Here is a 21,841-nt window from a genome sequence, read left to right on the forward strand (position 1 = left end):
GCCCTTTAAATCCTTACAAATCTCGTGCACACTTACCCTCTGAAATAAAAGGGGGGAAGTTTCTTGAGGTATTATCTTGCTGCTGCATTCGCATTTGCGCTCACCGCCTGTGGCGGAGGCGATGCCGGTGAGCAGGACGTGCTCGATCAGGTCGAGGCGCTGAACAGGGATGTCACGGGCGAAGGCAGCACGGCGGGACTGGTCATGGGCTTCGAAGTCTATCCGGGCTCGGAAGTCACAACCAATATGAGCAGCGCTGAGCTTTCGATGGTGATGTTCGAGACGAACGACGGCACCGACGATATTCTTTCCTATTATCGCGGGGAGGCGGAACAGCGCGGATTCGAAGTGACCGAATACGAGAGCACGTCGACCGCTCGCGGCATCAACGGAAAGACCGCAGACGGTGCCGAGATTAACGTGCATGTCGTCGACAATGGCGACACGCGTACCGGCGATATGTCGATCCGCACCAAGTCGTAGGTCGTTTCGACTTTGCCGTCGGCTAGGCGACTCGCGCCAACTGGTACATCATCTCGACATATCCCATTGTCGCCTCGGTGATTCCCGCGACCTTGGGATTGGTCGAGTCGATAACGTAGTACTCGTTGGGCGCATGGGCTCCCGATCCGTGACCCATCCCGAAATGTCCGGCGGGGATTGATACCGGGGGAGCGGTGAACACCGCACCCGGCCACGATCCGGCGAGCCTTGGGTTGAGGTTGGCCTTGACCCCCATTGCCTCATAAGCCGCAAGCTGCGCCTGCACGAGACGGCTGTCTTCAGAGACCTCTGTCGGATCGTAACCACCAGACACGTTCATCTCGACATCGGCAAACCCCTTGGCATCGAGGAAGTCGCGCAGTTTGCGTTCCGCTTCGGCGCGCGTCTGGTTCGGCACCAGCCGCAGGTCGAGTTTGGCCACGGCCTTGCCCGGCAGTACGGTCTTGCCGCCCGGCCCGGTGTAACCCGCAACAAGCCCTTCGATATTAACTGTCGGCTCCTGTGCAAGTCGTTGCAGTGCTTGGTTGTAGGGCAGATCGTCGATCCAGTAATTGACGCCGAGCGACGCCTTGTGCCGCGCCTCGTCACCGGCCGCTGCGGCGATATCGATCAGCTCCTTCTCGCGATCGGTCAGCGGCCGGACGTTCTCGAACCAGCCATCGATCGCGACCGTGTTGCCATCGGGCGTGACCAGCGTGTTGAGCGCCTGGACCAATCGCCAGACCGGCGAATCCACCATCGCCTTGAGACTGGAGTGGATGTCGCCCTTGGGCCCGCGGCCCCAGCTCTCGCCCGAAGCAATGAGCTCGAGCTCGATGATCCCTTTCGATCCGAGGTTGAGCGAGACTTCGCCGTTGGGTCCTTGCCAGCTGGCGGGGATGAAAATGCCTTCGCACTTCCGCAAGGCCGCCAGAACATTCGGTTTGGTCGCGACCTGCCGGAAGTTGGGCGATCCGATCTCTTCCTCCCCTTCGCAGATCAGCGCGACGTTGACGGGTGGCGTGACTCCGGCGCGCTTCATCGCGTGGAGCGCCGCGAGGAAGGTTGCTTCCGGCCCCTTCTGGTTCACGGCCCCGCGTCCCATGATCGCGCGGCCCCAGCCTTCGACCTCCACGATCTCGGCAGCGACCGGGTCCGATCTCCATTCGCTCGGATCGAACTGCTTGACGTCGTACATGAAATAGATGCCGAGCGTGCGTGCGGCCCCGTTGTCCATGTATCCGAATACTCCGGGGTGACCGTCGGTCGGGACGATCTCGATCCCGCTGAAGCCTGCGTCGCGCGCCAGCTCCGCCATGTACCGTGCGCCTTCCTCCATATTGAGGTCCTCGGCGGCGATCGAAGGCAGGCGGATCCAATCCTGGATGCGCTTGATGTCAGCGGCACGATTGGCCTCGGCGGCGGCGCGGATTGCGGTGCGGGGACCGCGCTGTGCGAATGCGACCCCTGGAAAGAGAGACGCTCCGGCACCAACCAGCATCGAATTGCGAATTAACGTGCGACGATCCAGCATGATTTGCCCCCTGTCCGGATTTGCGAGCGATGCTGCACGCACCGGTGAAATCAGGCAAGCGTTTAACGTGCAAGGATCGATCTGTTCGATTTTGTCGGGGAGTTCGCATAGCTGCTATGATAGGGCTGTAGGGAAGCTACGAACGCAAAGGAGCGAAACGGGACATGATCAGGCAACTGCTTGTGCTGCTTGTGCTGCTGGCATGGCCAACGACGGTTTGGGCGCAATCCGCGATACCGACATGGTCGACCACCGATATTGCAGCGCTGCTGCGCTGGGTCGATGCCGCGCCTGAGGATGCCTTGCCCAAGCCCAGCGCGGCCGAACTTGAAGCGGCGATTGCCGATGGCGAAGCTGGCGCAATCGATTCAGCCGCAAACGATCTCGCGCTTCGGCTTGCGCGGATGCACTTGCTCGGTTCGGCTGGCCGGACCGCCCGCGCAGGCTGGCGGATCGTCGATACCGACGCCGATATCGATCTCGAACCGATGTTGGCGAATGCGCTGCAATCGGGTGCGCTGGATACTTTTTTCGCGCTGCTGCGCCCGACCCACCCCGAATATTCGCGCCTGCGGGCTGCCTATGGCGCCGATGAGATCGACCAGGAAAGTCGCGAGGCGATCGCGCGCAATATGGAGCGCTGGCGCTGGATGCCGCGCTCGCTCGGCGAGGATTACGTCTTGGTCAACGCCGCCGAATTCAGAGCCCGGCTGTGGCGCGATGGCGAATTGGCCGGGACCTGGCCGGTGATCGTCGGCAAAACCAGCACGCCGACACCGGTGTTCGACACAAAGATCGAAGGCGTGATCTTCAATCCGTGGTGGAACATCCCGGCGAGCATCGTGCGCGAGAGTGTCGGGGCGCTGGTGCGGCGCAATCCGGCAGCGGCCCGCGCGCGAGGCTATGTCTGGTCGGACGGGGTCTATCGACAAAAGCCGGGGCCCAACAATGCGCTGGGACAGATGAAGCTCGTGATGCCCAACCCCTATTCGGTCTATATGCACGATACGCCGGGCAAGCATCGCTTTGCCGAGGAAGTGCGGACCTTCAGCCACGGCTGCATCCGTACCGGCGACGCGATCGGATATGCCGCGACGCTGCTCGAAGGGGTGAAGACGCGCGAAGAGATCGACGCGATTGTCGCTTCGCTGAAGACCACGCGGGTCGATCTGGAGAAACCCATTCCGGTCTACGTCGCGTATTTCACCGCAGTGGGTGACGGCGAGGGCGGTGTGAAAGTCCTGACCGACGTCTACAATCGCGACCGGCGGGTCCGGCTGGTGAGACTGGAGACCGAGTGTTCGGGACAAGCGTGACCGGAGAGGGCCTGACGAGGTGCCGGCGAAGTTGACAAAGTTGACACTGTGTCACCCTGCATCTTTGCCCTTAAATATCTGAAAATATGATAAGAAAGGGCCGTTTTGCGAAGTTGACACTTTGCAAAATCGAAAATTGCGCGGCGTCCGTTGCGGCATCGCGGCGGGCAAGCAATCGACGAGGTCAAAGAACGTTTGGGAGAATAGCGGGCCGGGCGGATGTAGGAAAATCCGATCGGGTTCTCGATCGATTACCCCACCACCTTCACGAAGCTGTCGATCACGCGCTTGGTGCCGTATTCCTCGAATTCGATTTCGAGCTTGTTGCCTTCCTGGTCGGTGACGCAGCCGATGCCGAACTTGTCGTGGCTCACCATCGCGCCGATGGCGATGTCGCTGCGGGGTTTGGCGGCGAAGCTCGCGGCGCTCCGGCCCGGTTCGCGCACGCGCTGTTGTTTCGTCTCGTAGCCGGTTGCGATGGCGCGCTGCCAGCCGGGGCCGCGCGTTTGCGCGCGCTCCGGACGGTCGCGGGCGACATGGGCGAAGGGGTCTTCGTTTTCGCTCCAGTTGGCGCGCCAGAGAGAAGCGCCGCCGGTGAGCGTCGTTTCCTGATCAATGTGTTCTTCGGGCAGTTCCTCGATGAAGCGCGAGGGGATGCTGCTGGTCCACTGGCCGTAGATGCGGCGGTTGGCGGCATGGAGGATAGTGCAGCGGCGCTTGGCCCGCGTGATCGCGACGTAGGCGAGGCGGCGTTCTTCTTCGAGTGATGCCAATCCGCCTTCGTCGATCGCGCGCTGCGAGGGGAATACGCCTTCCTCCCAACCGACGCAGAACACGTTGTCGAATTCGAGTCCCTTGGCAGCGTGGATCGTCATGATGGTGACGGTTTCCTCGTCGTCGCGACCATCGGTGTCCATCACGAGCGCGACGTGTTCCAGGAAATCGCCGAGCGTCTCGTAATCCTCCATCGCTCGGGCGAGTTCGGAGAGGTTTTCGGCGCGGCCTGCGCTTTCGGCGCTGCGGTCGTTCGCCAGCATGTCGTTGTAGCCGCTTTCGTCCAGCACCAGCCGCAGCAGGTCGGCGGGAGTCATGTCCTCCGCCGCCTCGCGCCAGGCGAGGAATTGCCGCAACAAGCCGCCGATCGTGTTCGATGCGCGAGCGGGTAGTTCGTCGCTGTCCGCAAGGTCGAGTGACGCCGCAGCGAGGGGCATGCCTGTGCGCCGCGCATGCTGGTGCATTTTCTCGAGCGTCTTCGCGCCGAGCCCGCGCTTTGGCTGGTTGTAGATCCGCTCGAACGCGAGGTCGTCCTGCGGCTGGGCGATCACCCGCAGGTATGCGAGCGCGTCGCGGATTTCGGCGCGCTCGTAAAAGCGGAAGCCGCCGATGATCCGGTAATTGATCCCGATCTGGATAAACCGGTCTTCGAATTCGCGGGTCTGGTACTGCGCGCGCACCAGGATCGCGATCTGGTTGAGGTCCGCGCCTTCGCCTTCGAGCCGCTCGATCGCCTCGCCCACGCGGCGCGCTTCCTCGGGCGCGTCCCACACGCCGATCACCTTGACCTTGTCGCCGCCGTTCGCCTCGGTCCACAGCGTCTTTTCATGGCGCTGCGAATTGGCGCGGATCAGGCCCGACGCCGCGCCGAGGATGTGCGGGGTCGAACGGTAGTTCTGTTCGAGTCGCACGACATGTGTGCCGGGAAAGTCCTTCTCGAACCGCAGGATGTTGGCGACCTCGGCCCCGCGCCACGAATAGATCGACTGATCGTCGTCCCCCACGACGCAGATGTTCTTGTGACTTTGCGCAAGCAGCCGCAGCCACAGATACTGGACCGCGTTGGTGTCCTGATACTCGTCGACGAGGATGTATTTGAAACGCTGCTGGTAATCCTCCAGCACATCGGTGTGCTTGCGGAAGATGTTGAGCACATGAAGCATCAGATCACCGAAGTCGCAGGCGTTCAGTGCCTTGAGCCGATCCTGATACAGCCGGTACATCGCCTGACCCCGCCCGTTGGCGAAGGCTTCGTTCTCGTTCGCGTCGAGATCGCCGGGATTGAGCCCGCGGTTCTTCCAGCGGTCGATCAGCGCGGCGAGCTGGCGCGCGGGCCAGCGCTTTTCATCGAGATCGTTCTCCCTGATCAGCTGCTTGAGCAGCCGGAGCTGATCGTCGGTATCGATGATCGTGTAGTTCTGTTCCAGCCCGACCAGTTCGGCATGGCGGCGCAGCATTTTTGCGCAGATCGAATGAAACGTGCCGAGCCACGGAATGCCCTCGCTTGCGACGCCCAAATGCCCTGCGACTCGTTCGCGCATCTCGCGAGCGGCCTTGTTGGTGAAGGTGACGCACAGGATCTGGCTCGGCCAAGCCCGCCGCGTTGCGACGAGGTGCGCGAGCCGCGCCGTCAGCGCCGCGGTCTTTCCCGTTCCGGCACCCGCGAGCATCAGCACCGGCCCCTCGGTGGTCAGCACGGCCTCGCGCTGCGGCGGATTCAGCCGCGCGGCGTAGGGCGGCAACGGGCCTTCGACAGGGGGTGAGGAGGGGGTAAGATCGCTCATCGCAGTGCTGTGAACAGGTAGAGAACGTGTGGGCTGCTCGCAAGGGCGCTTTGGAGACAATGCACCGGGGTGTTTCCGCTAGGGATTTCGCTCCGCCGCGATTTGGCCACGCCTCTCGTCCGGACGTGCCAGCGCCGGGGCATTCGGACAGTGTGGGCTCTTCCACCGCGGAAAGAACCGGTGCATCAAAGACTTGTCGGTCGGAAGGGGAGAGCCCGGTCGGTGGCTAAGGTTTAGGGTCGCGTTCGTCTGCGCTTGGGAATTTTTCTAAGGAGAATCCCATGCGACAATCACATATCTATCTCGCTGCCGTCGCTGTCGCGACAATCGGCCTCGTCGTCGCTGCGCCCGGTGCTTCGCAAAACGACATGCCGGTCCCGTCCGGCGAAGCGCCGATCGACCAGATGGCGCCAGCAATCCCGCCGCCCGATCTCGCGCCGGACCAGCAAGCGGAATACGACAACTGGCCGCCCGACCGGAAATACGCCTACGATTCGTGGCCGGCGGAGACCAAGGGTTATTACTGGTCGCTCTCGCCCGAGCGGCAGGATCTGTTCTGGCGGTTGTCGGACGAGGACAAGATCGCGCTCACCGCAATGACCGGGACCGAGCGCGAATCGGCCTGGGAGATGATCGAACAACGCGCGGGGCAGAGCCCCGATGCGGTCGACAACATGTCCGAGCCACCCGAAGGCGGCTGATCTCACACACATTCCTCAGCCGTCGGCGGGAGGGCCTTCGGGCGCAGCGTCCGGGTCGGCAGCGGTGAGCAACGTAAGCTTGCCCTTGCCGATCCGGCGTTCTGCTTCGACGGTCAGGCCGTCGACATCGACGGTTTCCCTCGCGCCGGTTTCAACCGCCATCCACGTGGCCGGGCCAATCCAGCCGAGCCTCAGCAGCCGGTCGAGCGCGACGCTCCCGGCACCTGTGCGATAAGGCGGGTCGAGCAGGATCAGGTCGTAGGGTTCGCGCGCGGGCCGCAAATGCATCACCGATATCGCCTCGACCGTGGTGCGCGAGCGCGCATCGAGCGTGGCGATGTTCTGCTTGATCGCGTCGAGCGCGGCTCGGTCCTGTTCGACGAACAGGCAATGCGCCGCTCCACGCGAGAGCGCTTCCAAGCCCAATGCGCCCGATCCCGCGAACAGGTCTGCCACCCGCAGGCCTTCGAAGCTGCCAAGCCGGCTGGTCAGCATGGAAAACAGCGTCTCTCGCGTTCGATCGGCAGTCGGGCGGGTCGCTTCCCCCTTTGGCGCGACGAGTTTGCGCCCGCGCCATTCGCCCGCGATGATCCTCATTGGCGCCCCTGCTTCAGGCTCGAGCGGAACCGGTCGAGATCGCCTTTGCGAATGCGCGCCGCCTGCCCGCGCGGAAGGTCGCCGAGATGGAATGGGCCATAGGCGGTGCGGATCAGGCGGTTCACCTTGAGCCCGAGATATTCGAGCACACGGCGCACCTCGCGGTTCTTGCCTTCGGTGATGGTCATTTCGATCCAGTGGTTCTTCACACCCGAACCCCCAGATCCGTGATCGAGATTGGCATCGATCGAGCCATAGCGGACGCCGTCGATTTCGACGCCTTCGCTCAGGCTTTCGAGCTGTTCCTGCGATACTTCGCCAAACGCCCGTGCGCGGTAGGTGCGCGGAACTCCGTTGGCAGGCAGCTCCATCTGCCGTTTCAGGCCACCGTCATTGGTCAGCAGCAACAGGCCTTCGGTGTTGAGGTCGAGCCGACCGATCGGCATCACCCGCGGCGTATCCTTGGGCAGCGCGTTGACGAGCGCGTCGTAGATCGTCGCCCGGCCTTTGGGATCGCGCTCGGCGGTGATCAGCCCGGTTGGCTTGTGAAACGCGTAAAGCTGGGTCGGCTCGGGCGCGGTAACCGGTTTGCCGTCGACGCTCACGCCCCTGAGGCTGGTGAGGAAGGTCGCCGGTGTCTCGACCGGCTTGCCGTTCAGCGTGATACGCTTGTCGGCAATCATCCGCTCGATCTCGCGGCGGCTGGCGACGCCCGCACGCGCCAGCAGCTTGGCGATGCGGTCGCCTTCGGGCCGATCTTCGGACTGTTTGGGGTTGGTGGGCATGCGGCGCGACTAGGCGCTCAGTTCACCGCCCGCAAGTATTCCTGCACTGTCTCGTCGAAGCGCTTGATCCCGCCTTCGAGCGTGCCGAGCGTAATGTGATCGACCGCGCCGCTTTCGAGACCCTGCTGGCCCAGTTCCGCCGCCCGGAAATCCTCGGACCCGAACACTCCGCCATCGAGCAGCGCCCAGCTGCGCTCCCAGTGATCGCGCGCCTTGTCGGTCGCGGGCGCTTCGGGGATCAGCATGAAATCCTCGACCAGCGTAAGATCATGCGCCTGCGGCATCAGCACCATCACATTCACATAGTCTGGGCTGGGCACGATTACCGTCGCGGGCAGAAGCTGGTATGCAAAGGTGATCACCCGGCGCAGCGCCGCCATGTCGGTGAAATCGACGCCCTCGACCTCTTCGAGCCGGCCCACGGCAGAACGCATGTGCGGCCCGACCGTGTCCCCGGCGGTGATCCCGTCCTTGAAGAACGGTCCGATGGTGTTCGCATGGAGCCGCAACACATGGTAGCTTTCGAGGAAGGCATCCATGATGAGCTTCCAGTTGCCTTTCACCGTGTGCGTGCGGCGCCGGAAGAGGAAGCTCTGTTCCATCGCGAAAGCGCTGAAATCTTCGCCCAGCGTTTCGGCGAGGCTGAAATCCGCGTCCGCCTGCGGCGAAAACCAGATCAGCCCGCCCGCTTCGCAACTCGGCAGTTCCTTGAGGCCGTATTGCGCCTTGTCGAGGCCGGGGAAGGTGTCCGCCCGGGGCAGGGCAAGCAGCCTACCATCGAGTTGGTAGGTCCAGGCGTGATAGGGGCAGACCAGTTTCGAGGAGCACTGCACATCCTCGCCTTCGACGAGGCGCGTGCCGCGATGCTGGCAGACATTGAGGAAGACGTGCGCCTCGCCCTGCTTGTCGCGGGTAATCAGCAGCGGGCGACCGGTCTGGTCGTGCGGCACCGCCATGCCCGGCTCGGGCAGAAGTGCCGAGGGACACAGCACCTGCGGCAACCGGTCGAACAGTGCGCGTTTCTCCGCTTCGAAATGCGCCGGGTCGGTGTAGCGGCTCGCGGGCACCGTCTGGGTGCCATGGGTTTCCCGGGTCTCCCCGTTGCGAACTGCTTCGGCGAGCGCGAGTTGACCGTCGGTCGGGCGCAGCGGCTCGCCGGTGTGCTTGTCCAAAGCTGTTGATGGCGTTGTGGGCGCGTTCATCGCGGCGTTCCTATTCCTCTCATCCGCAGCTAGTGTTGCACCACTTTTGACCCGCGACAAGGACGCTAGGGAATGGCCGAGACCGCCGAAGCCAAAAAACCGGGCGCGCTAAAGGCGCTGGGAATCGCGCTGAGCAACCGCAAGACCTTCTTCATGCTGGTCTTCGGCTTCGCCAGCGGGCTTCCGTTCGCGCTGTTCCTCGGCACCTTGTTCGCCTGGCTCACCGAGGCCGAGGTCGATCTCGAGACGATGGGAATCTTCTCGCTGATCGGGCTGGCTTATGCCTTCCAGTTCCTGTGGTCGCCGCTGATCGACAAGGCGAATCTCCCGGGACTGAGGCGGCTCGGAAGGCGAAAGCAGTGGATCGTGCCGATGCAGATCGCGCTTGGCATTATCCTCGTGACGATGAGTGTGCTCGAGCCCAGGACGCAGCTCGGCTGGTTCAGCCTGCTTGCGGGGATCGGCGCATTTGCAAGCGCGACGCAGGACATCGCGATCAACGCCTGGCGCATCGACGTGGCGGACGAGAAGGCGACGCTCGATATCCTCTCGACCGTCTACCAGATGGGTTACCGCTTCAGTTCGCTGGTCGGCGGCGCGCTCGGCCTGATCATCGCGGCGCGGATCGGCTGGCCCGAGACCTACATGATGATGGGCGGAATCCTGCTCGCCGCCGGCTTTATCGGGCTATTCGCGCCCAATGCGGCGGATGACAAGGTTATCGGCGAAGCTCCGGCCGACGAGCAGGTGCTCGCGCTCCGAAAGGCAGGCGAGCTACACCCTTCCGTTCGTGCCAGGGCGTTGGGCCTCGTCGGGCTGCTTTGGGCGCTCGCGATCGGCGTTGTGCTGGCCTTCATGATCATGTCGATGACCTATGCGCCCGAAGATCGCCCGAATCCGACCGAGTTCACCAAGAATTTCGGTCCGTGGATCATCGTGGCGACGATCATCCTGCCCGCGCTGATTGCGGGCTGGCTTTCGACAAAGAAGCGGGACGGGCATTTTCTGCTCTTGGAGGACGCGCCCGCTGCGACCGGCGGCGCCTATGCGATGGACCATCTCTATCGTGCGTTGGTATTGCCGCTTGTGGAATTCGTCGGACGCCTCGGCTGGAGCCTCGTCCTCATTCTCGCGGTTGTGCTGACCTATCGCATTTGCGACGCGATCTGGGGGACCTTTGCCTATCCGTTCTATCTGGGCGAGCTGCAGTATTCGAATGACGAGGTGGCTTTCGCCTCGAAGTTCTTCGGGGTCGGAGCGATCATTCTCGGGCTGGCGGTCGGAGGACTGATGCTGACAGTAATCGGGCGGATGGCGACCTTGCTCATCGGCGGCTTGCTCGCCGCGCTCACCAACCTGCTTTACGCCGATCTCGCGATTGGCGGGCATTACATGCAGGCGATGAGCGATGCGGTCGGCTTCACCTGGGCGATCAGCCAGGTGCCGGTGATCGGCAGTCCAGCCTTGGCGAAGCTCACCATCACGATCGGATTCGAAAACCTTGCCATCGGCATTGCCGGCGCGGCCTATATCGCGTGGCTGTCCAGCATCGTCTCGAAGAAATTCAGCGCGGTGCAATATGCGTTGCTCTCCTCGCTCACCCTGCTGGTCGGCACTCTCGGGCGCGGCGCGCTGGGAGAGATGATCGAGAACCAGGGCTATTTCGATGTCTTCGTGCTGACGACACTGATCGGATTGGGAGCGGTCGTGTTGGTGGCGTTCGAATGGTGGCGGCAGGCGCGCGCCGGAGCCAATTCGGGTGTGGTGACGCCTGATCCGGTGGCGCAGCCCGCGGAGTGAACGGCGCGGCCCGCAATATGTGGGCTTCGATCCGGCCGTATCTCGAAAAGGAATCGCTCGCCGCTTTCTTCGTCGGTGTGTCTTCCGGCTTTCCCTACGCGATGATCGGCGCGACGCTGACCACGCGGTTGGCGCAGGACGGGATCGACAAGGCGACCGTGACCGGCTTTGCGCTCGTCTTCCTCGCATACAATCTGAAATGGAGCTGGGCGTGGATCGTCGACGGGGTGCGGCTGCCAGTCATCGGAGCGCTGGGCCAGCGCGTGTCGTGGATGTTGCTGTCAGGCCTTCTGGTGATCGCGGCGGCTATCAATCTCGCACTGGTCGATCCCTCGCAGCATATCGCTGCGACCGTCCTCGCAGCGGTGCTGCTCGGCGTCGCCGGGGCGACCTTCGATGTCGTGATAGACGCCTACCGGATCGAAACGCTCAAGCCTTACCAGCTCGGAACCGGATCGGGGATGAGCCAGTATGGTTGGCGCATCGGCGCTGCGGGGGCGGGCGCGCTCGCACTGGTTGTGGCGGCGCGAGCCGGGTGGGAGTGGGCGTATCTCGCTTGCGCTGCCTTTGCGCTTCCGGCGATGCTGACTGCAGTGGTGTTGGGCGAACCCGCTCGGCACAAAATCGTAATCGCCCGTAAAGGGGTGGGGGAGGTGTGGCAGTCTATTGCCGGGCCGTTCGGCGAGTTTTTTCGGCGTAACGGTGCCTGGCTCGTGCTCGCCTTCATCCTCGTCCACAAGATCGGCGACAAGCTCGCCAACCTGACTTTCCGGCTGCTGTTCGACGATCTCGGCTTCAGCAATGACGAGATCGCGCTCTACGATGTCGGCCTTGGCTTCTGGGCCTTCATGGTCGGCATCTTCGTGGGCGGGATCATCTATGCGCGCATGGGCGTGAAGCAATCGGTTTTCCTCGCGCTTGTGCTGATGGCGGTCTCGAATCTCAGCTTCGCAGGTCTCGCGCTGGCAGGACATTCGAACCTCGGCATGGCGAGCGCGATCGGGTTCGAGAATTTCGCCAGCGGCTATGGCGGCGTGGTGGTGGTCGCCTATTTCTCGGCGCTGTGCGACCTGCGCTTCACCGCCGCGCAATACGCGCTGATCAGCGCTGCGGCGAGCGTCGTTGGGCGGGTGCTGACGGGGACGACGGCGGGCGGACTGATCGAGTGGATCGGCTATGTGAATTTCTATGTGCTGACGACCGTGCTGGCGCTGCCCGGGATCGCGCTGTTCGCGTGGATGATGCGCAGCGGACTGGTCGACGAGGCGATGGGAACGGCGGGGACGGAAACTGCACCTTAGCGATTATTCCAATTTCCGCTCGCCCTGAGTTTGTCGAAGGGCTGCACTTTCTTCTTTTCCAGCAGCCCGGAAAGAAGGACGGTGCTTCGACAGGCTCAGCATGAGCGGATTTTCCTAATCCGGAATCTCGTCGTTGAGCCGCAACACTTCGCCCGCGAGATAGAGCGATCCCGCGATCAGGATAGGAAAATCGTCCGATGGAATGGTCAAGAGCGCGTCCTCGATACTGTCCGCCGCGCGCGCGTCCGGGCCAAAGGCTTCGGGCGGATGGCTGTCGTGGTTGGGGACGGGGACGATGGTAAGGCTTCGCACCTTGTCGCCCAGCGGATTCAGCAGCGAGCGGGGATCCTTGTTGTCGAGCATGCCGAGGATGAGGTGCACGGGGCCGCCAATGCTGTTGGCCAAGGCCAATCCCGCACTGGGGTTATGCGCGCCGTCCAGTATGACCAGCTGTCCATCGACAAGTAAGGTCAGTGGCCCAGGGCCAAGCGATTGCATGCGGGCAGGCCAAACCCAATCTCTCTTGCCTTGTTCGATGGCACGTTCCGAGATCGAAATCTTGTCCTGCAAACGGAGCATCGCCGAGGCCAATCCGGCGTTGATAGCTTGAGGTGGGATAGGGAGCGACTGTGAGATCGGAATCTCGAAATCCCTGAGCCATTCAAAGAGCGGTGCACCCACATCTGCCGCCACGTCCCGGATCGCAGCCACTGCCTCGGGCGGATACTCTGCGCCCAGCGTCACCAGCGGCACGCCCTTCTTCGCGATCCCCGCCTTCTCGAACGCGATCCGAGCCATCGGCTCGATCGGTACGCCTTCCTCCGGCGCGAGCAGGAAGCGTTCGTGATCGATCCCCAGCGCCGCGATCCCGCACGCCGCCAGCACCTCGGGTTCCAGCACGTTGGTCGCATCGAGCCTGCCGCCGAGGCCGACCTCGACCACGCAGGCATCGGCCGGGACGCGGGCAAATTCGGTGAAGGCGGCGGCGATGCTGATCTCGAAGAAGCTGCACCCGAGCCCCTCGGCAGCGTCGAACACCTCTTCGAGCAGGTCGGCGAGGCGTGCATCCTCGATCAGCTTGCCCGCCACCCGGAAGCGTTCGTTGTAGCGCACGAGATGCGGCGAGGTGGTGACGTGGACCTCGTAGCCTTCCGCCTCGAGCATGGCGCGCAGGAAGGCACAGGTCGATCCCTTGCCGTTGGTCCCGGCGACATGAAAGGTCGGTGGCAGCCGGCTGTGGGGATCGCCGAGCCGCGAGAGCAATTCGCGCACCGCATCCAGACCGAGCGTGTCGCGCTGGATGCTGAGCCCCGCCAGCCGATCCAGCTGCGCCTGCACGCGCGGATCGTCCGATCTGCCCATATCCCTCATCTAGGGGTTGCCTGCGTCAGGCGGCTGCTTTGGGCTGAAGGTAATCGATCACGCTAGAGAGCGTCTCCTTCAGCTCCTTGCGGTGCACCACCATGTCGACCATGCCGTGCTTGTGGAGGTATTCGGCCCGCTGGAAGCCCTCGGGCAACTGCTCGCGGATCGTGTCCTGGATCACGCGCTGGCCCGCGAAACCGATCAGCGCGCCCGGTTCTGCGATATGGATGTCGCCGAGCATCGCGTAGCTTGCGGTCACCCCGCCTGTGGTCGGATCGGTCAGCACGACGATGTACGGCAGGCCTGCCGCTTTGAGGCGCCGCGTCATCACGGTCGCGCGCGGCATCTGCATGAGGCTGAGAATGCCTTCCTGCATGCGCGCGCCGCCCGCTGCGGTGACGACGATATAGGGGCACTGGCGGTCGAGCGCGCGCTGCGCCCCGTCGCAGAAGGCCTGTCCCACGGCCATGCCCATCGATCCGCCCATGAAGCCGAAATCCTGCACGCCGACCACCGCCGGACGGCCCTCGATCGCGCCCGAACCGACGCTGAAGGCATCGTCATGCGGATTCTTGCCGCGAGCCTCTTTCAGGCGGTCGGTGTATTTCTTGGAATCCTTGAACTTGAGCGGGTCCTCCTCGACCTGCGGCTGCGGCAGCAGCTCGAACCCCTCGTCGAGCAGCAAAGCAAGCCGCTGGTCGGCGCTGATCCGGCCGTGATGCTCGCAGCGCGGGCAGACGTGCAGATTGTCTTCATATTCCTGCACGAACAGCATTTCCTGGCAGGACTTGCATTTGACCCACAGGTCTTTCTCGGTGCTGTTCTTTTCCGAGCCGAAGCCCAGCGAATTGCGGACGCGGGTGAACCAGTTCATGCGCTTGCCTCTTCGGTCGCGGCCTTCATGGCGGCGACCATTGCCGATGTGAGCTCTTGTAGCTTGGCAGGGGCCTCGGTGCCAAATTCGCCGACAAGATCGACGAAGGCCGAGCCCACCACCACGCCGTCCGCGACCTTTGCGATTTCCGCCGCCTGTTCGGGCGTGCGCACGCCGAAGCCGACCGCGACGGGCAGGTCGGTCGATTGCTTGATGCGGCCGACATTGGCCTCGATCGAGTCGATCGCCGCCTGCTGCTTGCCGGTGATGCCCGCGACCGAGACGTAGTAGAGGAAGCCCTCGCTGCCTTCGATCACCGCCGGGAGCCGTGCGGCATCGGTGGTGGGGGTGGCGAGGCGGATCGGGGCGATGCCTTCGGCACGCAGGGCAGGGCCGAGCGCATCGTCTTCCTCGGGCGGGATATCGACGCAGATCACGCCGTCGACGCCCGCGCCGCGCGCATGCTCGGCGAACCATTTGGGCCCGCGACGGATCATCGGGTTGGCATAGCCCATGAGGACGAGTGGCACGTCGGGGTGCCGCGCGCGGAATTCATTGGCGATCATCAGCACGGTTTGCGTGGTCGTGCCCTTGGCGAGACTACGCAGGTTGGCGCTCTGGATCGCGGGGCCATCGGCCATCGGATCGGTGAACGGCATGCCGAGCTCGATCACGTCCGCACCGCCTGCGACCAGCGCATCGAGATTCGCGGCCGTGTCGCCATCGCCAGCGGTGATGAAGGCGACGAAGGCGGGGTGGGACTTGGAGAAAGCGTTTGAGAGGCGGGTCATTTTGGAGGGAACACCAAGGCGTGGAGCAGGAGAATGATTCCGATGATGAAAAGGCTTCCAGATATGACGAAGTTCATAAACGCCCAATCAGGAAGGTGGGGGCAGCTAAGTATCCACTCATCGAACCATTTGGGGTATGGAGAATGTGGAAATGGTCCCAAGCAGTTGATCGGAGCGCCTGTTCTCCCCAACTGGATGCCCTGTGTAAGGTAATGGTCGCGCAATCCGCTTTCGGTCCAAACGCGAAGAGGTGCTGCGACCAAAAGCAAGCTTAGTGACGCCAAGAGCCGCCAATCGCGCCTCACATCTCCACTCCCAGCTTCTCGGCCACGGTAAAGATGTCTTTATCTCCGCGTCCGCACAGATTCATCAGGATGATTTCATCCTCGCCCATCTGCTTCGCGCGCTCTGCGACGGCGTGGAGCGCATGGCTGGGCTCCAGGGCGGGAATGATCCCCTCGGTGCGGCAGAGCAGCTGGAAGCCGTCGAGCGCCTCGTCGTCGGTGACGGCAGTGTATTCGACCCGGCCGGTTTCCTTGAGCCAAGCGTGCTCGGGGCCGATGCCGGGATAATCGAGGCCGGCGCTGATCGAGTGACCCTCGGTGATCTGGCCGTCCTCGTCCTGCAGCAGGTAGGTCTTGTTGCCGTGAAGCACGCCGGGCGCGCCGCCAAGCAGGCTCGCCGCGTGCTCGTCGCCATCGAGCCCGTGCCCCGCCGCCTCGACGCCGAGCATCTTCACTTCGGGATCGTCGAGGAAGGGGTGGAACAGCCCCAGCGCGTTAGATCCGCCGCCGATGCAGGCGACCAGCAGATCGGGCAAACGTCCCACGCGCTCGAGCATCTGCGCGCGCGCTTCGGTGCCGATCACGCTCTGGAAGTTGCGGACCATCTCCGGATAGGGATGCGGCCCGGCAGCGGTGCCGATGATGTAGAAGGTGTCGTGGACGTTCGCGACCCAGTCGCGCAGCCCTTCGTTCATGGCGTCCTTGAGCGTCGCGCCGCCGCTTGTGACGGGGACGACTTCCGCGCCGAGCAGTTTCATGCGGAAGACATTGGGCGACTGTCGCTTAACATCCTCGGCGCCCATGTAGATCACGCAAGGCAGGCCGAACCGCGCGCAGACGGTCGCCGTGGCGACGCCGTGCTGGCCCGCGCCGGTCTCGGCGATGATGCGGGTCTTGCCCATGCGCTTGGCGAGCAGGATTTGCCCGATGCAATTGTTGATCTTGTGCGCGCCGGTGTGATTGAGCTCGTCGCGCTTGAACCACACCTGCGCGCCGCCCAGCGCCTCGGTCAGTCGCTCGGCGAAATACAGCGGGGAGGGGCGCCCGACATAATGTTTCATCAGGTCGTCGAACTCGGCGGCGAAAGCCGGGTCGGCCTGCGCCGCGCGATATTCGCGCTCGAGATCGAGGATCAGCGGCATCAGCGTTTCGGCGACATAGCGTCCGCCGTAATCGCCGAAATGCCCGCGATCATCGGGCTGGGTGCGGAAGGAGTTGGGGGTGTTCTCGGTCATTTGGATCTCACGCTTCGAGCGCGGCTTTGCAGAAGGCGCGGATCAAGTCCACATCCTTGACGCCCGGCGCGCTCTCCACTCCTGAAGAGGTGTCGACCAATCCGGTTCCCGTTTCGCGGATCGCCTCGGCGACGTTTTCCGGAGTCAGCCCGCCCGCAAGGCCCCAGGGGATACGGTGCTCGTGTTCCTTGAGGACCTCCCAGCGGAACACCTCGCCATTGCCGCCGGGGAGCGCCTTGGCGGGCGCATCGAACAGCAAGCGGTCGACCGCGCCTTCGTAGCGCGCCGAGCGTTCGAGCGTGCTTTCATCCTGCACGCCGAGCGCTTTCCACGCCTCGACCCCGGTCTTTTCGCGCACGAGTGCGATCCATTCGGGGGTCTCGGTGCCGTGGAACTGCACCACGTCGGGTTTTATCGTTTCGATTGCCTTTCCGGTGGTCTCGACGTCTGCGTTGACCAGAAGCAGGACTGCCTTGACGGTATCGGGCACCAGCGCCCGCAGCCGTGCCGCATCATCGAGCGCGACATGCCGCGGGCTCGGCTCGAAATGCACAAGGCCGACATGCGTCGCGCCCGCCTCGACGGCGGCACGGATCGTCTCGGGCGTCGACAGCCCGCATATTTTGATCTGCAGTGCCATAATTCCTGCCCTAGAGCGTCGCCTCGATCGCTCGCGCTGCCGCTTCGGGATCTTCCGCGCGGCTGATCGGGCGACCGATCACCAGCACGCTTGCGCCGTCGTCGCGTGCTTTTCGCGGGGTGACGACGCGCTTCTGGTCGCCGACCCCGTTGCCGCCGGGGCGCAGGCCGGGAACAACGAAAAACCCGTCCTTCCATTGCTTGCGCACGCCGCCGACTTCCTCGCCCGAGCAAACGATCCCGTCGAGCCCGGCGTCCTGCGCCAGATCGGCCAGCCGCATGACATGATCGCTGGGGGTGCCGCCGACGCCGGTGCGTTTCAAATCGTTCTCGTCGAGGCTGGTGAGCATCGTCACCGCTACGACCTTGCATCCCTCGGCGGCTGCCGCCTTCGCGTCTTCGAGCATCGCGCGCCCGCCGCTGGCATGGACGGTGACGATCGCAGGTTCGTAAACGTGAATCGCCTGCATCGCGCCTGCGACGGTGTTGGGAATGTCGTGAAACTTGAGGTCGAGGAAGATCGGCAGGCCGAGATGCGCGATTTCGTGCACTCCGTGCCCGCCATGCGCGCAGAAGAATTCGAGGCCGAGCTTCACCCCGCCGATATGCGCCTTGACCTTGTTGAGCAGCTCTTTCGCAGGGTCTATCTGCGGGAGGTCGAGCGCGAGGAAGACCGGGTTGCTCACTTGCCGTCGCCGCTGGGGGTCGGGGTGAGAGTATCCCCCGGGTTTGCCGGTTTTTCCACGGGCTTATCCACAGCAGGCGGGGCCGGCGTTGCTGCGGGAGGCGCCGAAGACGTCGCCGAAGAGGGGGCGTGACGCTGCGAAAGCGCGTTCGATTTGACCGAGTTTTCGAGGCTGCGGATGCGCCGGTCGAGGCTCCATTTCACGCTGCGGTGGAAGAGCCAGGTCGGCACCAGACCGAGCAGGAAGGCAATAATCACCAGCGCCGGCACCTTGGTTTCGAGCACGACATTGTCCCACAGCGTCACTTCGACCGGCTGCCAGTTGAAGAACGAAAAGGTCAGCATCGCCAACAGGATAAGTATCCAGACAATGGTGCGAACAATCTGCATGGATTCGTGGTCCCCTCTCGAAATCCGGTACGTTGTCCCCGAACCTAAGGCATTTGCCGCGCGAGTCTAGCGATGGCGCGGGATTGCCGGTTTAACCGAACACGCGGTCGAAAATCGTGTCTACATGCTTGAAGTGATAAGCGAGGTCGAATTTCTCCTCGAGCTCGGCTTCGGAGAGTGCGGCGGTCACTTCCTCGTCCGCCTTGAGCAGATCGAGCAGCGAGAGCTTGCCGGAGGATTCCCACACCTTCATCGCATTGCGCTGGACGAGGCGATAGGCGTTGTCGCGGGTGACACCCGCCTGCGTCAGCGCGAGCAGGACGCGCTGCGAGTGAACAAGACCGCCCATCGCATCGAGATTGGCCTGCATACGCTCGGGATAGACCAGCAACTTGTCGACGACACCGGTGAGGCGCGCGAGCGCGAAATCGAGGGTGATCGTCGCATCCGGGCCGATGAACCGCTCCACGCTAGAGTGCGAGATATCGCGCTCGTGCCAAAGCGCGACGTTCTCGAGCGCGGGGAGGGCATAGGCACGGATCATGCGCGCCTGACCGGTCAGGTTTTCGGTCAGGATCGGATTGCGCTTGTGCGGCATCGCGCTCGAACCCTTCTGGCCCGGCGAGAAATATTCCTCGGCTTCGAGCACTTCGGTGCGCTGGAGGTGGCGAATTTCGACCGCCAGCCGCTCGATCGAAGAGGCGATCACCGCGAGCGTCGAAAAGAACATTGCATGCCGGTCGCGCGGGATCACCTGCGTCGAGACCGGCTCGACCGCCAGGCCCAGCTGTTCGGCGACATAGGCTTCGACCGAGGGATCGATATTGGCGAAGGTCCCGACCGCGCCCGAGATGGCGCAGGTGGCGATTTCCGTTCGCGCCGCCTTGAGGCGTTCGAGATTGCGCTCGAATTCGACATAGGCTTGCGCGAGCTTCAACCCGAACGTGGTCGGTTCGGCATGGATGCCGTGGCTGCGCCCGATGGTTGGCGTGTACTTGTGCTCTTTGGCGCGGCGTTCGATCGCTGCGAGCAGCGCCTCCATGTCGTCGATCAGGATCGCTGCTGCGCGGTCGAGCTGGACCGCGAGCGTCGTGTCGAGCACGTCCGAGGACGTCATGCCCTGATGCATGAAGCGCGCTTCCGGACCGACCTGTTCGGCCACCCAGTCGAGGAAGGCGATGACATCGTGCTTGAGCACGGCTTCCTTGGCGTCGATTGCGGCGACGTCGATGCCGGGCTCGGTCTTCCACCAGTCCCACAGCGCCTTGGCTCCGCTTTCCGGGACCACGCCCAGCTCGGCCAGCTTCTGCGTCGCGTGTGCTTCGATCAGGAACCAGATTTCGTATTTGGTTTCCGGTTCCCAGATCTTCGACATCTCCGGGCGGGCGTAACGGGGGACCATCGGGTTTCCTCGAGCGAGAGTTTGCAGGTGTTGCCGCGCGGCTATTGCCAAGCTGCGCGCTTGGCAAGGGTGGGCGTATCGGCTGTAACCGAATTCCGGGAGACCCGAACCTGTGCGGGGGGAGGACAGGCAATGCATCAAGAGGGGGCGAGCATAAGCGCGAAGGATCAGCCAGGCGCGCTTGGCGTCTGGTCCAGACGGCTTGGAAAGCTCTATTCGGGCAGCGCCGTGCTGTTCTGGCCAATCACCGATGCCGCCATGCGGCTTTTCATTGCGCTCCATTTCCTCCGCTCCGGCCTGGTCAAGGCGGGAAACTGGGACACAGCGGTGCTTCTCGCGACGGAGGAGTACCCAGTCGACTGGATGACGCCCGAGGCTGCGGCTGCAACCGGCCTCGGCATCGAACTGGTCGCACCAGTATTGCTGCTTCTTGGACTCTTCACCCGCCCCGCCGCGGCAGCACTCGCGATCCTGACGATTGTCGCGCAGGCGGTTTACATTCCGACGACCACAAATCTGATGCTGATAGCGATGCTGGTCTGGTATCTAGCGGCCGGAGCGGCAGCGATTTCGCTCGATGCTTTGTGGGTCTCGAAGGTCCGCAAGGCCGTGGGCACCCGGGGCGCGGCGATTGTCCATATGGGACGCGCGGTCCGATATCACGTCGGTCCTTATCTGGTCCTGGCCTTGCGGGTCTGGCTCGGGGGAGCCTTGCTTGCATTGGCCGGCATGTTCGAGCCGCCGATCGCGCTCGCCACCTGGCTCCCGATCACGAGCTTCAGTGGGCTGCCGCCATGGTTGGCGATTGTGTTCGCTGCATTGCTCATCACGGGGACGGCCGCCAGCCCCGTATCGTATGCCCTGACATTCGTCATCGCAGCTTTCATGATTTCAGGCGCGCATCCCGACGTAACTTTCTATCCGGTGCTGCTGCTGGGATTGTACGAGGCACGCGGTGCCGGGCCGCTATCGGTGGACCGGGCTGTCGAGCGCTGGTTCAAGGGGAGGTTTGGTACCGGAGAAACGACCCCTTGTCCCGACGATCCGGAAGTCTGGCTCGCAACCCTTCGGCAATGGTGGACCGGCGGACGAGAGTTTGCAGGCAAGGCGCTTCGTCGGCGGTTGAACCAGCCGTGATCTAGATCAGGCCCTTCGAGCGCAGGCTTACATGGCCCTCGCGTCCGATGATGACATGATCGTGGACCGCCACGCCCAGCAGCCTTCCGGCCTCGGCGATGCGCTGCGTCACCTGAATATCGGCCCGGCTCGGTTCGGGACTGCCGCTCGGGTGGTTGTGGACGAGGATCAGAGCGCTCGCTCCGACGTCCATTGCGCGGCGGATGACTTCGCGCGGATGAATCGCCGCTTCGTCGATCGAGCCGTCGCCAAGATGATGATCGTCGATCAGGCGGTTCTTGGCATCGAGATAGAGTACCCGCACACGTTCCACCGTGAGGTGCGCCATATCGATCGCAAGGTAATCGAGCAGGGCTTGCCAGCTCGACAACACCGGCTTCTGCGTCACTTCGCTGCGCGCCATGCGCCGCGCCGCAATCGCGACGCTCTTGAGCGCGGCGGCGCTGGTTTCGCCCACGCCCTTGATGCGCTGGAGCGCCTTTGGATCGGCGTTGAGCACACCGGCAAGCGAACCGAAGTGCTTGATCAATTCTTTCGCGACCGGTTTGGTATCGCCCTGCTTGATCGCCGCGAACAGGAGGTATTCTAGCACTTCGTAATCGGCGAGCGCTTCCGCACCGCCCTTGAGCAATCGCTCTCGCAATCGTGCCCGGTGGCCGATGCCCGCCTGCTTACCCGAATCCGACACGGGCGCTTTCCCGGGCTCGCTTTCCGCCCCGAAATCGAACGTGTCGTCAGCTTCTGGCAAGCTGTCTCCTTTCA

General features: G+C 63.5%; 20 protein-coding genes. 6 read left to right on the forward strand and 14 right to left on the reverse strand.

The genetic code is table 11. The features are described from left to right. Window positions 1-63: 63 nt before the first annotated feature. Window positions 64-483: a hypothetical protein gene (locus tag ACI5KX_RS07445; RefSeq protein WP_406810037.1), complete on the forward strand. Its 420-nt coding sequence runs from the start codon at window positions 64-66 to the stop codon at window positions 481-483. Between the two features lie 22 nt (window positions 484-505). On the opposite strand, the gene ACI5KX_RS07450 is transcribed toward ACI5KX_RS07445, so the two are convergent. Next, window positions 506-2,017 carry a M20/M25/M40 family metallo-hydrolase gene (locus ACI5KX_RS07450; protein ID WP_406810038.1) on the reverse strand — a complete coding sequence of 504 codons (1,512 nt, stop codon included), beginning with the start codon at window positions 2,015-2,017 and terminating at the stop codon, window positions 506-508. 164 nt (window positions 2,018-2,181) lie between these two features. Between ACI5KX_RS07450 and ACI5KX_RS07455 the strand changes: the two genes are divergently transcribed. Then, window positions 2,182-3,333 carry a L,D-transpeptidase family protein gene (locus tag ACI5KX_RS07455; RefSeq protein ID WP_406810039.1) on the forward strand — a complete coding sequence of 384 codons (1,152 nt, stop codon included), beginning with the start codon at window positions 2,182-2,184 and terminating at the stop codon, window positions 3,331-3,333. 251 nt (window positions 3,334-3,584) lie between these two features. Here the strand turns inward: ACI5KX_RS07455 and ACI5KX_RS07460 are convergent, their stop codons facing one another. Beyond that, window positions 3,585-5,891 (reverse strand): ATP-dependent helicase, encoded by a 2,307-nt coding sequence (locus tag ACI5KX_RS07460; RefSeq protein ID WP_406810040.1) that lies wholly within the window; start codon window positions 5,889-5,891, stop codon window positions 3,585-3,587. Between the two features lie 281 nt (window positions 5,892-6,172). On the opposite strand from ACI5KX_RS07460, the gene ACI5KX_RS07465 reads away from it, so the two are divergent. Further along, window positions 6,173-6,592, forward strand: a complete 420-nt coding sequence (locus ACI5KX_RS07465) for a hypothetical protein (RefSeq protein ID WP_406810041.1) — start codon at window positions 6,173-6,175, stop codon at window positions 6,590-6,592. 15 nt (window positions 6,593-6,607) lie between these two features. On the opposite strand, the gene rsmD is transcribed toward ACI5KX_RS07465, so the two are convergent. From rsmD to ACI5KX_RS07480, 3 genes are read right to left on the reverse strand one after another with little or no spacing between them, the layout of a single operon-like run. Next, on the reverse strand, window positions 6,608-7,189 hold the full coding sequence (gene rsmD / locus ACI5KX_RS07470; RefSeq protein WP_406810042.1) for a 16S rRNA (guanine(966)-N(2))-methyltransferase RsmD: 582 nt from the start codon (window positions 7,187-7,189) through the stop codon (window positions 6,608-6,610). Next, a complete protein-coding gene (locus ACI5KX_RS07475; RefSeq protein ID WP_406810043.1) occupies window positions 7,186-7,974 on the reverse strand; it encodes a pseudouridine synthase in 789 nt (262 codons plus the stop codon). Before ACI5KX_RS07475 ends, rsmD begins: the two co-directional genes overlap by 4 nt. A 17-nt stretch (window positions 7,975-7,991) precedes the next feature. Further along, window positions 7,992-9,176, reverse strand: coding sequence for an aromatic ring-hydroxylating dioxygenase subunit alpha (locus ACI5KX_RS07480; protein ID WP_406810044.1), 1,185 nt, complete (start codon window positions 9,174-9,176; stop codon window positions 7,992-7,994). 72 nt (window positions 9,177-9,248) lie between these two features. Here ACI5KX_RS07480 and ACI5KX_RS07485 point away from each other — a divergent pair, with 72 nt between their 5' ends. Next, window positions 9,249-10,976 (forward strand): AmpG family muropeptide MFS transporter, encoded by a 1,728-nt coding sequence (locus tag ACI5KX_RS07485; protein WP_406810045.1) that lies wholly within the window; start codon window positions 9,249-9,251, stop codon window positions 10,974-10,976. Between the two features lie 17 nt (window positions 10,977-10,993). Further along, on the forward strand, window positions 10,994-12,277 hold the full coding sequence (locus ACI5KX_RS07490; protein ID WP_406810046.1) for an MFS transporter: 1,284 nt from the start codon (window positions 10,994-10,996) through the stop codon (window positions 12,275-12,277). Between the two features lie 114 nt (window positions 12,278-12,391). Here ACI5KX_RS07490 and ACI5KX_RS07495 read toward each other — a convergent pair whose 3' ends face one another. The 8 genes from ACI5KX_RS07495 to purB all read right to left on the reverse strand — a co-directional run bounded on the left by ACI5KX_RS07495 (window position 12,392) and on the right by purB (window position 19,942). Continuing rightward, the gene (locus ACI5KX_RS07495; protein ID WP_406810047.1) at window positions 12,392-13,648 is read right to left on the reverse strand and encodes a bifunctional folylpolyglutamate synthase/dihydrofolate synthase; all 1,257 of its coding nucleotides are present in this window, start codon (window positions 13,646-13,648) and stop codon (window positions 12,392-12,394) included. Between the two features lie 16 nt (window positions 13,649-13,664). After that, complete coding sequence (accD, locus tag ACI5KX_RS07500; RefSeq protein ID WP_406810048.1) at window positions 13,665-14,516, reverse strand: acetyl-CoA carboxylase, carboxyltransferase subunit beta; 852 nt, start codon at window positions 14,514-14,516, stop codon at window positions 13,665-13,667. After that, on the reverse strand, window positions 14,513-15,307 hold the full coding sequence (gene trpA / locus ACI5KX_RS07505) for a tryptophan synthase subunit alpha (protein WP_406810049.1): 795 nt from the start codon (window positions 15,305-15,307) through the stop codon (window positions 14,513-14,515). The genes accD and trpA overlap by 4 nt, the downstream gene beginning before the upstream one ends. 301 nt (window positions 15,308-15,608) lie before the next feature. Next, entirely contained in the window at window positions 15,609-16,826 is a 1,218-nt protein-coding gene (gene trpB / locus ACI5KX_RS07510) for a tryptophan synthase subunit beta (protein ID WP_406810050.1), read from the reverse strand. A 7-nt stretch (window positions 16,827-16,833) separates the two neighbouring features. Continuing rightward, window positions 16,834-17,466: a phosphoribosylanthranilate isomerase gene (locus ACI5KX_RS07515; RefSeq protein ID WP_406810051.1), complete on the reverse strand. Its 633-nt coding sequence runs from the start codon at window positions 17,464-17,466 to the stop codon at window positions 16,834-16,836. Between the two features lie 10 nt (window positions 17,467-17,476). Next, the gene (pyrF, locus tag ACI5KX_RS07520) at window positions 17,477-18,151 is read right to left on the reverse strand and encodes an orotidine-5'-phosphate decarboxylase (RefSeq protein WP_406810052.1); all 675 of its coding nucleotides are present in this window, start codon (window positions 18,149-18,151) and stop codon (window positions 17,477-17,479) included. Next, window positions 18,148-18,540, reverse strand: coding sequence for a DUF1049 domain-containing protein (locus ACI5KX_RS07525; RefSeq protein ID WP_406810053.1), 393 nt, complete (start codon window positions 18,538-18,540; stop codon window positions 18,148-18,150). Before ACI5KX_RS07525 ends, pyrF begins: the two co-directional genes overlap by 4 nt. Before the next feature lie 91 nt (window positions 18,541-18,631). After that, window positions 18,632-19,942 (reverse strand): adenylosuccinate lyase, encoded by a 1,311-nt coding sequence (purB, locus tag ACI5KX_RS07530; RefSeq protein ID WP_406810054.1) that lies wholly within the window; start codon window positions 19,940-19,942, stop codon window positions 18,632-18,634. 132 nt (window positions 19,943-20,074) lie between these two features. On the opposite strand from purB, the gene ACI5KX_RS07535 reads away from it, so the two are divergent. Continuing rightward, a complete protein-coding gene (locus ACI5KX_RS07535; RefSeq protein ID WP_406810055.1) occupies window positions 20,075-21,079 on the forward strand; it encodes a DoxX family protein in 1,005 nt (334 codons plus the stop codon). Between the two features lies 1 nt (window position 21,080). On the opposite strand, the gene radC is transcribed toward ACI5KX_RS07535, so the two are convergent. Then, window positions 21,081-21,827: a DNA repair protein RadC gene (gene radC / locus ACI5KX_RS07540; RefSeq protein ID WP_406810056.1), complete on the reverse strand. Its 747-nt coding sequence runs from the start codon at window positions 21,825-21,827 to the stop codon at window positions 21,081-21,083. Window positions 21,828-21,841 lie beyond the last annotated feature (14 nt).

It is taken from the genome of Erythrobacter sp. GH1-10 (assembly GCF_045363165.1).
GTDB lineage: Bacteria > Pseudomonadota > Alphaproteobacteria > Sphingomonadales > Sphingomonadaceae > Erythrobacter.